Annotated in this window: 13 protein-coding genes and 1 tRNA gene; 10 read left to right on the top strand and 4 right to left on the bottom strand. The window is 38.8% G+C overall.

Annotated features, from left to right (window positions below; translation table 11 throughout):
- Positions 1-91: 91 nt before the first annotated feature.
- The 3 genes from QOL76_RS20935 to lpxB all read left to right on the top strand — a co-directional run bounded on the left by QOL76_RS20935 (position 92) and on the right by lpxB (position 2,170).
- Positions 92-511: a 6-pyruvoyl trahydropterin synthase family protein gene (locus tag QOL76_RS20935; RefSeq protein ID WP_283414915.1), complete on the top strand. Its 420-nt coding sequence runs from the start codon at positions 92-94 to the stop codon at positions 509-511.
- A gap of 65 nt (positions 512-576) precedes the next feature.
- Positions 577-963 (top strand): four helix bundle protein, encoded by a 387-nt coding sequence (locus QOL76_RS20930; protein WP_283414914.1) that lies wholly within the window; start codon positions 577-579, stop codon positions 961-963.
- A 91-nt stretch (positions 964-1,054) separates the two neighbouring features.
- Entirely contained in the window at positions 1,055-2,170 is a 1,116-nt protein-coding gene (gene lpxB, locus QOL76_RS20925; RefSeq protein ID WP_283414913.1) for a lipid-A-disaccharide synthase, read from the top strand.
- Positions 2,171-2,207: 37 nt separating this feature from the next.
- On the opposite strand, the gene clpX is transcribed toward lpxB, so the two are convergent.
- From clpX to QOL76_RS20905, 4 genes are all read right to left on the bottom strand, one after another.
- Entirely contained in the window at positions 2,208-3,434 is a 1,227-nt protein-coding gene (clpX, locus tag QOL76_RS20920; protein ID WP_283414912.1) for an ATP-dependent Clp protease ATP-binding subunit ClpX, read from the bottom strand.
- Entirely contained in the window at positions 3,434-4,108 is a 675-nt protein-coding gene (locus tag QOL76_RS20915; protein ID WP_283414911.1) for a ClpP family protease, read from the bottom strand. Before QOL76_RS20915 ends, clpX begins: the two co-directional genes overlap by 1 nt.
- A gap of 75 nt (positions 4,109-4,183) precedes the next feature.
- Positions 4,184-5,506: a trigger factor gene (gene tig, locus QOL76_RS20910; protein ID WP_283414910.1), complete on the bottom strand. Its 1,323-nt coding sequence runs from the start codon at positions 5,504-5,506 to the stop codon at positions 4,184-4,186.
- Positions 5,507-5,598: 92 nt separating this feature from the next.
- Positions 5,599-5,680 (bottom strand) — tRNA-Leu (locus tag QOL76_RS20905).
- Positions 5,681-5,835: 155 nt separating this feature from the next.
- Here QOL76_RS20905 and QOL76_RS20900 point away from each other — a divergent pair.
- From QOL76_RS20900 to QOL76_RS20870, 7 genes are all read left to right on the top strand, one after another.
- Positions 5,836-8,052 carry a RelA/SpoT family protein gene (locus QOL76_RS20900; protein WP_283414909.1) on the top strand — a complete coding sequence of 739 codons (2,217 nt, stop codon included), beginning with the start codon at positions 5,836-5,838 and terminating at the stop codon, positions 8,050-8,052.
- Between the two features lie 54 nt (positions 8,053-8,106).
- Entirely contained in the window at positions 8,107-8,580 is a 474-nt protein-coding gene (locus tag QOL76_RS20895; RefSeq protein WP_283414908.1) for a Fur family transcriptional regulator, read from the top strand.
- Positions 8,581-8,667: 87 nt separating this feature from the next.
- Positions 8,668-9,009, top strand: a complete 342-nt coding sequence (locus QOL76_RS20890; RefSeq protein ID WP_283414907.1) for an STAS domain-containing protein — start codon at positions 8,668-8,670, stop codon at positions 9,007-9,009.
- 136 nt (positions 9,010-9,145) lie between these two features.
- Positions 9,146-10,129, top strand: coding sequence for a DUF4221 family protein (locus QOL76_RS20885; RefSeq protein WP_283414906.1), 984 nt, complete (start codon positions 9,146-9,148; stop codon positions 10,127-10,129).
- Between the two features lie 87 nt (positions 10,130-10,216).
- A complete protein-coding gene (locus QOL76_RS20880; RefSeq protein WP_283414905.1) occupies positions 10,217-11,488 on the top strand; it encodes an adenylosuccinate synthase in 1,272 nt (423 codons plus the stop codon).
- Between the two features lie 105 nt (positions 11,489-11,593).
- Complete coding sequence (locus QOL76_RS20875) at positions 11,594-13,930, top strand: PKD domain-containing protein (RefSeq protein ID WP_283414904.1); 2,337 nt, start codon at positions 11,594-11,596, stop codon at positions 13,928-13,930.
- Positions 13,930-14,952, top strand: coding sequence for a PorP/SprF family type IX secretion system membrane protein (locus tag QOL76_RS20870; protein ID WP_283414903.1), 1,023 nt, complete (start codon positions 13,930-13,932; stop codon positions 14,950-14,952). The genes QOL76_RS20875 and QOL76_RS20870 overlap by 1 nt, the downstream gene beginning before the upstream one ends.
- Positions 14,953-15,289 lie beyond the last annotated feature (337 nt).

Genomic DNA, 15,289 nt, shown 5'->3' with positions numbered 1-15,289 from the left:
TACCAAACGGGCTTTTCTTTTGGTGTTCAGGGGCTAGTCTTTCGAATAATATCTACTTTTTGGCTAACTTCGCCCCGAATTTCAAAATGCTATGATTTACGTTTGTAGAAAAGAACATTTCAATGCCGCCCACAAACTTTGGAATCCGAAGTGGTCAGATGAAAGAAATGTGGAGGTATTTGGGCCTTGCGCCAATGTTAACTGGCATGGTCATAATTTTGAGTTGATCGTGATGGTGAAGGGCTTGCCAGATCCAGATACGGGGTTTGTGGTGGATCTAAAAAAACTGAGTACCATAATCAGAAATTTGGTGATTGAGAAGGTAGATCACAAGAACCTAAATGTGGACGTCGATTTTATGCAAGGCAAATTGGCGAGTTGTGAAAATCTTATCATGGAGTTTTGGAAGATACTTGAGCCAGCCGTGAAAGAAATTACTTCGCACGGGGGACTACATAAACTTACTCTTTACGAGACTCCAAGGAATTTTGTGGAGTACTTTGGAGAGTGACAATTTTGTGAATTGTAAGTAGTAAGTTGTAATTTTTGTATTGTTTTCATTAAACTTTATAAATTATGGCTTACGTAAATTTTTATTTTGAACTTGATGTTTACAAATTGTCAAGGCAATTAGCGAAGGATGTTTATAGGATATCCAAGCATTTTCCCGTAGAGGAAAAGTTTTCTTTGACTGATCAGTTAAGAAGATCTTCTAGATCGGTAGGTGCTCAAATTGCGGAAAGCTGGGCTAAATGGAGGTATATAAATCATTTTATAGCTAAGCTGACCGATTCAGATGCAGAGCAGTACGAAACTCAACATTGGATTGAAGTTGCATTTGATTGTGAACTTGTCAATGATCAGGAAAGAGAATTAATTGTTAAATCCTGTGAAGTCATTAACCAAAAGCTAAATGCGATGATGTCTAAAGCGTCTTTGTTCTGCACGATAGGGAGGAAGTGATCTTTTGTTTTTCTCCAACTACATACTTTACAAAATATTAATTGTAACACACTACTAACCACTTACGGCTCACGACTTACAAACTTCACATTTGACTAGAACTAAAAAAATCTACATCATCTCTGGCGAGCGCTCTGGAGATCTTCATGCCTCTAATTTGGTTCGATCTCTTTTTGAGTATAATCCAAACTTAACTGTACGTGGGATGGGGGGTAGTTATTCCAAGGAGGCTGGTGTAGACTTGGCTGTAGATTACGCCCAAGTAGCGTTGATGGGGTTTTTGGAAGTGGTTTTAGGATTTCGCAAAGTCTTGAAATACCTCAAGTTAGTTAAACGTGATATTTTGTCATTTAAACCTGATGCTATCATTTTGGTTGACTATGGAGGTTTCAATATGAAGATCGCTTCATTTGCGAAAGAACACGGCATTCCTGTGCATTATTATATTCCACCAAAAGTCTGGGCTTGGAACCAAAAGAGAGCATTAAAGCTAAAGGCAAATACAGATCATATTTATTCTATCTTACCTTTTGAGCCTACATTCTTTGAAAAATTCGATTTGAAGGTTCACTATGTAGGGAATCCTCTTTTAGATGAGATTTCTAAGTTTACTCCTCATGAATTCTTCTTCCAAAAGAATGAATTGAGCTACCAGCCAATCATAGCTTTATTACCTGGAAGTAGGGCTCAAGAGATCAATGCTATGCTAGATCGGATGGTTGCTTTGGTTCAAGAGTTTCCAAATGCCCAATTTGTAATAGCAGGAGTGGGAGACCTAGGTTCGGGTATATACCAGCGGGGAATTGATGCTGGTATTCACGTAATTTTTGATCAAACCTATGATTTGTTATCACACGCAATTGCCGCAGTAGTAACATCCGGAACAGCTACGTTGGAAACAGCCTTGTTTAGAGTTCCTCAAATAGTGGTTTACCGTACCAGTGCTGTATCTTATGCAATAGCCAAAAATCTGATTCGTGTCCCATATATTTCATTGGTTAACCTAATTGCCGATAAATTAGTGGTGAAGGAACTTATCCAGAATGATTTTTCAGTTCTTAACCTTAAGGCAGAACTGGGGCAGATTTTAGGAAATCAAGTTTACAAAGGTTATATGCTTCAGGGATATGACTTGATCAAAGAAAGGATAGGCGTAAATAGCGCCTCTGATACTACAGCTAGGCTCATTCTAAAAAGTTTGGATTAAAAATAAACCCTGCCTCAGTGAAGCAGGGTTCGTTTTTTTATGCTACTTGAAGTCGCTTAAACTTCGATTTATCAAATTTTTCATGTGCATATTTTGCATCAATAATCAATTCCTTGATCGAATCATCTGAAGGAATGTCATACATGGCATCTGTAATGATTGCTTCACATATCGATCTCAAACCTCTAGCGCCTAGATTGAATTCTACGGCTTTTTCTACAATAAAATCAACCCCACTTTCTTCAAACGTGACCGTAACTCCCTCGTAGTTAAGTAGCTTTGCATATTGTTTTACCAATGCATTCTTTGGCTCTGTAAGAATTCTTTTCAAAGCGTCCGCATGTAGTGGGTCTAAATGAGTCAATACAGGAAGTCGTCCTATTAGTTCTGGAATCAAACCAAAAGCTTTCAAATCCTGAGCAGTTACGTATTGCAAAAGGTTCTCACGATCTGCAACGGCATCTGCAGCAGCTTTGCTGAAACCCATTGGCTGAGTGTTCAACCTCTTCCCAATATGTCTAGCAATACCATCGAATGCTCCACCACAAATAAAGAGAATGTTTTCAGTGTTTACTGCGATCATTTTCTGGTCAGGATGCTTGCGACCTCCTTGTGGTGGGACGTTTACAATTGTTCCTTCCAATAACTTTAGCATGGCCTGCTGGACTCCTTCCCCGCTCACATCTCTTGTGATTGACGGGTTGTCGGATTTCCTAGCGATTTTATCCAACTCATCTATGTAAACGATTCCTCTTTCAGCAGCTTCAACATTGTAGTCTGCTGCTTGCAGTAATCTCGTTAAGATACTTTCCACATCTTCCCCTACATAGCCTGCTTCAGTCAAAACCGTCGCATCAGCAATACAGAAAGGAACCTCCAAGGTTTTGGCAAGTGTTTTAGCGAGGTAAGTTTTACCTGTACCCGTATCACCTACCATGATAATGTTTGATTTTTCAATCTTTACATCATCATTTTCATCCTTCTGGAAAAGTCGCTTGTAATGATTGTACACAGCAACTGTCAGTACTTTCTTAGCATCTTCCTGCCCAATTACATATTGGTCCAGATAACTAGTCAGCTCTTTCGGCTTTTTAAGTTTGATTTTTGGTTTTGTTCCGTCAGGTTTCTTGGCTTTGTCTTCTTCGCCAAGGATCATGTGAGCTTGATCAATACAGAAATTACAAATGTGCGCAGATATACCCGACACCATTAGATCTACATCTTTCTTATTTCTACCACAAAATGAGCAGGTAACTTGAGCCATTATTTTGGTTTTTTAACTAATACTTCATCAATAAGACCGTAAGCTTTTGCTTCAGGAGCTTTCATCCAATAATCTCTTTCCGAATCTTTTTCGATCTGTTCTGGGGTTTTACCAGTATGCTCTGAAAGAATTCCATACAATTCTTCGCGCATGGAGAGAATAAGTTTCAAAGAAATCTCCATATCTGTAGACTTGCCTTGCATTCCTCCGGAAGGCTGGTGAATCATTACTCTAGAATGTTTCAGTGCTGATCTTTTTCCTGCGGCCCCACCTGCAAGTAATACAGCTCCCATGGAAGCGGCTATGCCAGTACAGATAGTAGCTACGTCAGGATTGATAAATTGCATTGTGTCATAGATGCCTAGACCGGCAGTCACTGATCCTCCTGGACTATTTACATAAAGTAACACATCTTTCTTAGAATCCACTGATTCTAGGAAAAGGAGTTGAGCTACAATAATATTCGCAATGTGATCATCTACTCCTGTTCCAAGGAAAATGATACGGTCCATGATCAATCTAGAGAAAACGTCAATCTCTCTGAAATTCTGAGGACGCTCTTCGATTACAGAGCGGGTCATGTTTTCAATATGTTGAGTGTACTGGTCAAATGCAGTACCACTTACGCCTTGATTGTGAATAGCGTATTTACGGAATTCTTCTTTGTTGATCATCTTTCGAGTTTGTTGTGGTAAACAAAAATAAAAAAAGCCCTTGAATAAGAGCTTTTTTATGATGATTTAAGCGAATTACTTATCTAAAAGTTCCTTAAACTCGTCAATAGTGATATCCTTTTCTTTTACACTTATTTTATCAAGGGCAAAAGCAAGGACTTTTTCATTCTGAATAGAAGTAAGCATATTCATATAGTTCTGACCTTCTTCACCTTTCAGGTAATTGTCTACAAACATATCCATGCTGTCTTCCATTTGAGCGCCAAGACCTGAAGCTGCGAATTGCTCACGAACCATCTGCTTGGTTTTCTCGATCACTTCTTCGTGCTCAGCTTTGATTTCGTTTTTCGTAGCAAGTTCATTAGAGATCAAAGACCATGTTAGTTGCTTTGCATAGATAGGGAATTCCTTCTCTACATCTGCCTCAGTTACTTTGCCATCATTTGCGATCAAAAGCCATTCCTTCAGGAAAGTTTCTGGCAAATCTACTTTCGCCGCATCAGTCAATACCTTCTTTAATTCCTCTTCAGTAAATACTTTGGACTCTTTGTCATAATTAGCCTGAAGTGTCTCACGAACTTTTGTGATAAATTCTTCTTCAGAAGAAACCTGGTCAGGACCGAAGATCTTATCGAAGAATTCTTGGTTCATTTCTGCAGTCTCTTTTCTATTGATGTTTTTCACAGTTAATGTGAATGATCCTTCTAGATCAGATGACTCCTCTTCGCTTAATCCGAATGCTTCTTCCCACTGACCTTTTTTCACATCTTTAGCTTCAAATTCAACTACAGCTTCTTTACTTACACCGATGAATTTACCAGCAAGCTTTTTAGTGATTTTAGTCAAATCCAAAGAAACAGTTTTTTCAAACGTTCCTTCAGTAGCTTTTAGGTCACCATAGATGTGGTCACCTTCTTCGCTTACCTCTGGGTTGGTGCTATTACCGTATTGAGACTTTAAGTTGTCAAGGGTTTCATTGATCAACTTATCGTCTACTTTGATGGAGTATTTTGTTGCTTTGATTTTAGAATCAAGCGTAAGTTCTACCGATTCAACGAATCCGATTTTGTAATCAAATTCAAAATCCTTTTGAGTTTTCCAGTCTATCGTGCCTTGATCCTGAGGAAGAGGATCGCCCAAGATTTTGAAAGTTTGTTCTTTCAAATAAGTATTCAGGGACTCACTAAGGATGGAGTTGATCTCTTCTACCAGTACAGAAGTGCCGTACATGTTTTTCACCATAGATATAGGAGCCTTTCCAGGTCTGAATCCTTTGATGTTAGATTTTTTGGCAAAGTCCTTAAGTTTTGCGTCAACCTTAGGTTGGTAATCTGCTTCGTTTAATTTAATTTTAATTAAAGCTTGATTTGCTGAATGCTTGTCTTGTGTGATTTCCAAAGCTCAAAATTTAATAATGAAGATTAACTAAAAACCCCCAATCCCTTTCCTGTAGTTGAAGACAGTTGAGTGATTGAGGGTTCGGTATTTTGTGCGGATAGAGGGACTCGAACCCCCATGCCTCGCGGCGCTAGATCCTAAGTCTAGTGCGTCTACCAATTTCGCCACATCCGCAATACGTACAAATCAGAATAGAATAAAGTTTCCAAATCCAATTGTGGATGCAAATGTAGGCACTATTAAATAAAATGCAATAGCATTCAAAAAAAAATATTTATCATTTGATACAAAATGAGTCTCTGTACATTTTTGTATTAAATTCCTCCTGTATGATTGAAGTCGACATAGAAGTAGAAAGAAAGGAAATACTCAAACGCTACCGTAGGCTATTGAGACAGGCTAAGCCTATTCTAAAACCAGGTGATGCCAAACTGATAAAAAGGGCCTTTAACGTTTCCCTAGAAGCGCACAAAGATATGCGCCGTAAATCTGGCGAGCCTTATATCTACCATCCATTGGAAGTAGCGTTGGTTTGTGTGGAAGAAATAGGATTGGGTACTACCTCAATTGTAGCTGCTTTACTTCACGACGTTGTAGAAGATACCGAGTGGGAGTTGGAGGATATAGAGCGGGAGTTTGGCTATAAGGTAATGACTATTATTGATGGCTTAACTAAGATTGCTGGAGTATTCGAGTCTGGGAGTTCTCAGCAGGCGGAAAATTTCCGTAAAATGCTGCTTACTCTTTCGGATGATGTACGTGTAATTTTGATAAAGCTTGCAGATAGGCTGAATAATATGCGGACGCTGGCAAGCATGCCACGGCATAAGCAGCTTAAGATTGCCTCTGAGACGATGTACCTCTATGCCCCGTTAGCTCACCGATTAGGGCTTTATACCATTAAATCTGAATTGGAAGATTTGTATCTGAAATACACAGATACCGCCACTTACAAAGAAATTGTCTTTAAAATCAATGAATCCAAATCTTATCGAAATAAGTTTATTAGGAGCTTTATTCTACCAATTGAAGAGGAATTGAATAGAACTGGGTTAGATTTTACCATCAAAGGCAGGCCAAAATCTGTTTTCTCTATCTACAATAAGATGAAAAAGCAGGGGATTCCTTTTGAGGAAGTGTATGATCTTTTCGCAATACGGATTATTCTAGACAGCGATCTAGATAGTGAGAAGGCCGATTGCTGGCAGGTTTATTCTATAGTTACAGATTTTTATCGACCCAATCCGGATAGACTTCGGGACTGGATCAGTACGCCGCGTTCGAATGGTTATGAATCATTGCACACCACAGTTATGAGTGGTACAGGTCAATGGGTAGAAGTGCAGATTCGTACCGAGCGAATGGACGAAATAGCTGAGCGTGGCTATGCTGCACATTGGAAATATAAGGACAAAGAAAACTCGAAAGGCCCATCTGGACTAGACGATTGGATCACTCAGGTAAGAGGCTTGCTGGAGTCCAATGACGGGAATGCCATAGAATTCATGGATGATTTTCGCGGAAATCTTTTCCATGATGAAGTATTCGTATTTACACCGAAAGGTGATTTAAAGGTTCTCCCATTTGGATCAACTGCATTGGATTTTGCTTTTGAGATCCATACTGAAGTAGGAGCGAAGTGCATAGGGGCAAAAGTTAATCAACGCCTTGTCCCTATTTCCCACAAGCTGAAAAATGGCGATCAAGTAGAAATACTTACCTCCAACAAGCAAAAGCCTACAGAAGATTGGCTTAATAATGTTGTCACTACCCGGGCAAAAGCCAAAATTAAAGATGCGCTCCGAGAGGATAAAAAGTCTGCAATTTTGGACGGAAAAGAAATAGTTCAGCGAAAAATGAAGCAGATGAAGATGGAATTCAATTCTGAGTCTGTGGAAAAGCTTCGGGCATATTTTGAACTTAAAACTGCCAATGAATTTTATTTCAGAGTGGGAATAGGGGCCATTGACCCAACTTCGATTAAATCATTCAAGGATTTTAAAGCAACCCAGAAACTCCAGAACAAGTCTACACAGGAAAAAGTAAGAGACGAGTCGTCTTTTACCAAAGAAATAAAAAGTCTTAAAGGACCAGACCATGATCAGTTGCTGATAGGTGAGGATATGGATGTAGTCGATTACATTTTGGCCAAATGCTGTAATCCTATCCCTGGAGATGATGTTTTTGGTTTTGTGACTGTAAATGAGGGGATCAAAATCCATCGTACTTCCTGTCCAAATGCTCTCGAATTACTTTCTAATCATGGAAATCGTGTGATAAAGGCGAGGTGGACAAGTCAAAAGGAAATAGCTTTCCTTGCTGGCCTGAGGATACTTGGTACCGATAGGGTCGGCCTAATCAATGATGTGACAAAAGTGATTTCAAATGAACTGAAAGTAAATATGCGTTCCATCACAGTGGATTCAGATGCAGGCATTTTTGAAGGTACGATTAAGTTGTATGTGCATAGTACTGAGCACTTAGACAAGCTTATCGAAAATTTGGTCGACGTTGATGGAATATTAAAGGTTTCAAGGTTTGATTGATCCAATGAATCTTTTCTTACTTACAAAAGTTATATTTGAAAAAATACCCAGCAAATGGCTTTGAATGCAACCCACTTCGAAGAGGTAAAGAAGATATTTACAGCTTATCTTGAAACTAAAAAACTCAGAAAGACACCTGAGCGATATGCTATCCTCGAAGAAATTTACTCCCGAACCGGACATTTTGATGTAGAGTCTTTATACATCAGCATGAAAAACAAAAATTACCGAGTTAGTAGGGCTACTGTTTATAATACTTTAGATCTATTAGTCGAGTGCGACTTGGTTACCAAACATCAATTTGGTCAAAATCTAGCGCAGTTTGAAAAGTCTTATGGTTACAAGCAGCACGATCATTTAATATGTACTGATTGTAATAAGGTGTTAGAATTTTGCGACCCAAGAATTCAAAATATACAAAACACGGTTGGGGAAATTTTAAATTTCAAAGTACTTCACCACTCTCTAATTTTGTATGGTAATTGTACTAAAGAGATTTGTGAGAATAGAAAAGTGGAAATTACTTAAAATCAGGTATGTCCCACGCATTACCGGTAGAGATGTATTTTTTTCGCTGAGAATCCAAATGACCTTTAATAGACTAATTGTAACCCTATGAAGTTGACTTATAATACAAGCAAAGATGAAACAGCAAATTACCTTTTTATTCAAGGTGATTTGATAGGCGACGAAGTAGGCCCCCAGTTGGTTGAAGTAGTTTCAGATGCAATAGAAGAAGGGGCGAAAAAATTTGTAGTTGACCTGAGTGAAGTACGTTACATCAGTTCCAGCGGGATTGGCCTTTTGATCACCATGCTTACTAAAATGAGAAATAAAGACGGAGAAGTATATCTAACGGCTCCTTCTGATCATGTGAAAAAATTGCTGATTATCACTAAACTGAATAATATTTTTACAGTTTTTGATTCAATTGATGAGTTTAAAAAGAAGATGTAGTTCCTTTTATTGTCTATTAATTATTTCTTTTTCCTGTTCTGAGAAGCCAATCTCGGAACAAGGCTATGTATTGGAGGTTTCTGACCGCAAAGAGTTTTTTATAGGGGATGGAGGCCTTACTTCTGACGGATATCATATGGTTTTTCTTGATTCCTCTAAAACCAAGGGTACTATTTATAATAGAATTGCCCATTCATTGGACAGTATTTTTATTTGTGCTGATTCAGCTTGGTCTCAGGATGGTGATATTATGGAAACCGAGGGGCCTTCTGGGGTAGGTACAGTATTTACCTATTTTAGTACACCAAAATTTAATGTTTTCATTAATAGCCAGCAATTTTTCAGACAGAAGATTCAAACCGAGGAGGTGTCTAGTAAATTTTTACAAGAATATGGGGTTTTTGGAGATTTGGAATACCCTACCTTAGCTATTTCTGGAGGATCTCGGGAATTAACCGGTTTGGATAGAAATGATAATATTGGATATTTTATCTATGATTATGAAAACCGAATCAAGGTAATTGGATATAGTGTAGATCAAGATTCCATGTTTAATCTGCCAGTGGCCTTAGACTCTTCTCGTTATTATAATACTAGGTTTAATGTTAAATGGAAAGGCTTGACATTAGGAGGGGGCGATGAACCGCAACTGAGCGTTTTTAGGAATAAACTAGTGGTGAGCTATCCTAGTTTTAGTGATATTTTAATTTATGATTTAAATTCAGGTTTGCACAATACATATACTTTCGAATCCAAGTTTTTTCCATCTCAAAAAAGAAGACCCGAAAACTATAAAGACGAAGTTGATTCTGGAGAGTTATTATGGGAATGGCAAGAAGCTTGGCGCAATCAAGTTAGATTCGGATCGATTAGTTTCATTGAAGATCTCAATGTTTATGTCAGGGCTGTTAAAGGGGAAGGAAAGAAGGATGCGTTGCTTTTTTTGGAAGTTTTTGATTCAAATTTTAAAAAGGTAGGAGAGCTAAATTTGTCAGAAATTAATCAGGATTTATCGACCACTTTCATAAATACCAAATATGGTTTGATGTTTAGTGCCAAAGATCAGCCAGAAGAAGATGTCATGTATTATTACTATGTCAATCTGAACGAAGAGAAATAATTACCACCTTTCTCTTGGTTTTGTATGGGCTTATCGCAAATTTCACGCTTCAAAAAGTCAAGTGTAACAGATAAGACCGCACATCAAATGAAGATGGATGTACTTCTAGGTCTCCAGTGGGGAGATGAAGGAAAAGGAAAAATAGTAGACGTATTAGCGCCAGAGTATGAAATTGTAGCCCGTTTCCAAGGAGGCCCGAATGCTGGGCATACCTTAGAATTTGACGGAATTAAGCACGTTTTACATCAGATCCCTTCTGGGATTTTTCGCTCACAGATACTTAATATTATAGGAAATGGTGTCGTTCTAGACCCAATCGTCCTCAAAAGAGAAATCGATGGATTAGGTAAATTCTCCATCGATTACATGAAAAATCTAGTGATCTCTAAAAAAGCTACGATTATCATTCCTACACATAAACTGCTGGATGCTGCTTTGGAGCAGTCCAAAGGAGATAAGAAAATCGGATCTACTCTTAAAGGTATTGGACCAACTTATCAGGATAAGATTGGAAGAACCGCACTTCGTGTTGGGGATATCCTTAGCCCTGATTTCAAAGAGAAGTACGAAGCTCTAGTTGCTAAGCATAAAACTACGCTTTCATTCTACAGCCATCCTTTGGATGAATTACCAGGAATGGAAGAGCAATTCTTCGCTGCAGTTGAGTTTTTCAAAACTTTAAATCTAATCGATAGCGAATATGTGGTAAACGACGCTCTGGATTCCAAAAAAAGAATTCTAGCCGAAGGTGCTCAAGGTTCCTTATTGGATGTTGACTTCGGTAGCTATCCATTTGTGACAAGTAGCAGTACTATGGCTGCTGGTGCTTGTACTGGATTAGGTGTTGCTCCATCCAAAATCGGTGAAGTTTTCGGGATATTCAAAGCATACTGCACCCGTGTTGGAAGTGGCCCATTCCCAACTGAACTATTCGATAAGGATGGTGAAGACATGCGGAAAGAAGGGAATGAATTCGGGAGTACCACAGGTCGTCCTAGAAGATGTGGCTGGTTAGATTTACCTGCACTTCGTTATTCTATTATGATCAATGGAGTTACTCAGCTATTCATGATGAAAGGTGACGTGTTGAATATCTTTAAGGAAATCAAAGTTTGTACTCATTATGTACTTCCTTCAGGAGAGAAAATTGATAAACTAAGTTTTGAGATTACAGAGCAGGATGTTTCTCCGGTTTACAAAACGATGAAAGGATGGAATTGCTCCTTAGAGAATATTCATTCTTATGAGAACTTCCCTGCAGAATTGAAAGAATACGTAGAATATTTGGAAGCAGAATTGAATGTTCCGATCAAACTGGTATCCGTAGGCCCAGATCGTACCCAGACAATCATGCGATAATCCAAGCGACATTAAATTCTAAGCCCTTGATATTTAAATCAAGGGCTTTTCTATTTCTATGCGTTTAAAGTGTATTTTGGCTCACCCATTAAACCTGCCGTAGAATTGAGACTTACATTTTTTCTAGTTGCCTTTCTCTTGTTAACCGTTGAAACTTTTTCGCAAGTTGGATTTCCTTATTGTGAAACGTTTGCAGACCAGGAGTCATTAGGTGCAGAAACTGTTTTCGGAGGCAGTGCGAAATTGGTAGATGGAGTGCTCCGGCTGACAGAAGCACAACTAGAGCAAACCGGATACATCTATATAGATATCCCTTTTTCGCCAGCATATGGAATAAAATCATCTTTTGAATACTTTATGTATGGTGGGACTGGAGCTGATGGTCTCACTGTATTTCTATTTGACGCAGATGTGCAAAACTTTAAGCCCGGAGGATTCGGAGGATCTTTTGGCTACGCCCAGAGAAACAGCACGCCAGGTATGACCGGTGGTTATTTAGGGATTGGTTTTGATAGTTTTGGGAACTTCAGCAATTCCTCTGAAAGTAAAATTGGGGGATTTCCAGGACCATCAAATAGACTTTATCCTAATAGTATTTCTCTAAGAAAAAATGGGTCAGGTCTTAATGGCTATGAATTTGTGGCTGGGAAAATGACTTTGGACCCCCCAACTGGCCCGCTTGGATTGTCACTAGAGGTAGATTATCAATTTCCGCTCAGCTCTGGGGGACAAGGCACCAGCAGGGTGACTGACCCTGCTTTGCCGGGCTATCGTAAAGTATTTTTTGAATTAGAACCAAACCCAAATGGGGTTGGCTACCTGCTTAAACTGGAAATGGTAGTTACTACCATTGCAAATGAGCCAAGGACCATCACTATTTTTCCTGGGATTCCATTTCCTTATGAGGCTCCGAAAAACTTAAAAATTGGATTTGCTGCATCAACAGGAGGAGAAACTAATATTCATGAGATAAGAAATCTGGTTGTCGAAGTTTCAAATGAAGAAGGTCTGAAAAATCCTTCTGGAGTTGATTTTTCAGATTTTGCCTCTTGTGAAGGTCAGGAAAACACTTTTTACATAACCGATGAAGAGGTGGTTTTACCAAATGAGAATAGTGAAATAAGATGTCTGCAGTTTTATGCATCGCTAGAAGATATTGAAGAGGAAAGTGACGATATCTGCGCACAAGGTAAATGTCGTGAAGAGAATCGAGTTTTGGAATTGCCACAAGGCACTTTCAAGGCGGGAACAGATGGCGGCGAATTTACCTTCTTTCCAAATGAAGGATTTACTGATCAAAGTGTCACCGTATATTATACCATTACCGATACCTATGGAAAAAGCTCCACGGGAAATGCAATGACTTTAAAAATTCAAGAATCACCAGATCCGATAAATATATTTGAAGAAGGAAATCCTGAGATCGTAGAAGAAGTAAGGTTGTGCGGTGGAGAATCCGTGTCTTTCACTTCTAAAGGAGGTGAAATTTATGAGAGGTATGAGTGGTATAAAGACGATGAATTAATTGAGGGTGCTCAATCTGAGAAATACAATGTGAGTACTGCGGGAGTTTACCTAGTGAAAGCATACAATCGTAAAAACTGCCCTGCGATATCCAATTCTATTTTGGTGAGTTTTCCAGAGTTTCCTGATTTTGATTTCGAATCACCTGTTGTTGGTTGTGTTCCTGGGGAATCTGTAGATGTTACTAGCAGCATATTGAATTACGATCCTTTTACTTTTGACTACAAGCTTTCTGGTGGAGGCCTAACATATTTGGATGATGAAATGAAGGAGATCTCAGCTTCTGGTGAATATCAACTTCAAATAAAGCATGCAGACTTAGATTGTTATTCATCTCCTGAGCCAATACAAGTAGTTATTCTTGAAGAGGAGTTGATAGCAAATTTCGCATTTGAAATAAAAGGAACTGGGGTTAAGGGAGAAGAAGATGGTGGGTTTTTTCCTGACGATGAATTTCAATTTAGAGACTTATCGCCCAATGGCGCACAAAGCTGGAGTTGGGATTTTGGAGATGGATCAGTTTCAACTGAGAAAAACCCAACTCATGTTTTTGGGAAAAAAGGTGATTTTGATGTAGTGTTAACTGTCACTAATATGTGGGGCTGTGAAGCATCAATAACTCAAAGAGTTTCTATTATCCGAAGCTATAGAGTAATGTTCCCCACTGGATTCACTCCTTTAAATGGTTCTAACCAATTCTTTGTACCAAAATTCAAAGGACTTGTTTCCGGCAAACTCATGATTTTTAATTCTTGGGGGGATTTGATTTTTCAAACTGACGACTTGAATACTCCTGGCTGGGACGGGAAACTTGACGAAAAGCTATTGGATGCTGGATTTTACGTTTATAGATATGATGCGGTGGCCACAGATGGGGAAAAGGTCACAAAGTCTGGCAAATTCAAACTGATCAGATAATGACAAGGATTTGCTTTATCATTTCCATTCTCCTAGTTCTGGGAACGAAGGCACAAAGTCAGGATGTGCAGTATTCTCAGTTTTATGCAAACCCTTTCTATTTAAATCCTGCTTTAGCAGGAAGTACAGAGCTTACACGTGTTGGGGTTAATTTCCGAAACCAGTGGCCAGCGTTGGATCAAAGCTTTATAGCTTATACAGCATATGCTGATTATTTCTCTGAAAAATATAACTCGGGAATTGGAATTGTTATTTCTGGAGCAAAAGAATCATTCACCCAGAGTACGACTTCAGAAATTGGTCTTGTTTATAGTTATAGGTTGCGTTTAGGGGAAAAGCGTTATCTACATGTTGGAGCCCAAGGCAGCTTGTTGTCAAGAGATGTACTTTTTGATCAGGTTATTCTAGGGACTCAGTTAGATATTGACAAAGGCGTCATTGTCGGAGAACCAGGTCAAGGATTTACTGGGGATAGCCAATTACGTACAGGCGACATCAATGCAGGACTATTATATTATGAGGAAAAGTTTTGGTTAGGTTTTTCTGCCTTTCACCTATTAGAGCCTCAGATTAGTTATTTAGAGGTGAATTCGAACCGCCTGCCAATCAAATATTCCGTTCAGGGAGGGATGCGGTTTAACCTTGCGCCTGGATACATCAATGATTTCTTCAATAATACTGACCAAGAGAGATCCTTAGCTTTTGCTTTCAATTACAAAAAGCAGGGAGCTTTTGATCAACTTGATATAGGAGCGGAGTTTTATTTTGAGCCTCTGATAATTGGCTTATGGTATAGAGGGCTTCCAACTAAATATAATTTACCCAATAGTGAATCATTAATAGGACTTCTAGGCGTTGAGTTCGACTCAGGTTTGGATTTTGGATATAGCTACGATTTTTCTATTTCCAAGCTAGGTCAAAGAGTTTCAGGTGGAGCGCATGAAGTTTCAGTTAGATATGTTTTTTCCACCAAAGACCCAAGAAAAAAGTACTACCCTGAGCTCCCTACCTTCAGGTATTAAATCAAACTCTTGATAAGGCAAAATAATTTTTCAGCAAATTCAATTCTAACAGAATATGCTGTTTACATCACATGCTTTACTAAGCTGCGATTGACAAATTTACCTTTCAAAATTTTAATCTTTTGTAATCAGTGAGTTAGCCGGAATTATGCATTTATTTCTATTGTTGCCTTGTTGTTCTACAAAAAGTCCTGATATTTGCACTCCCAAACGACGCAGACGGTGTTACGGGGGAGAGCGGCGAGCTGCTCTGGAAGAGTTTGAAAAACGGAAAAAATTAATTTTGCTGCGGGGTTTGGAAGTCGGAAATGATCTCTTACCTTTGCGCTCCCTTCAG

Origin of the sequence: Algoriphagus winogradskyi (genome assembly GCF_900182815.1) — a bacterium.
Taxonomy (GTDB): domain Bacteria; phylum Bacteroidota; class Bacteroidia; order Cytophagales; family Cyclobacteriaceae; genus Algoriphagus; species Algoriphagus winogradskyi.
The sequence above is the reverse complement of the archived record's forward strand: the minus strand, read 5'-3'. Positions and strand labels throughout refer to the sequence as shown.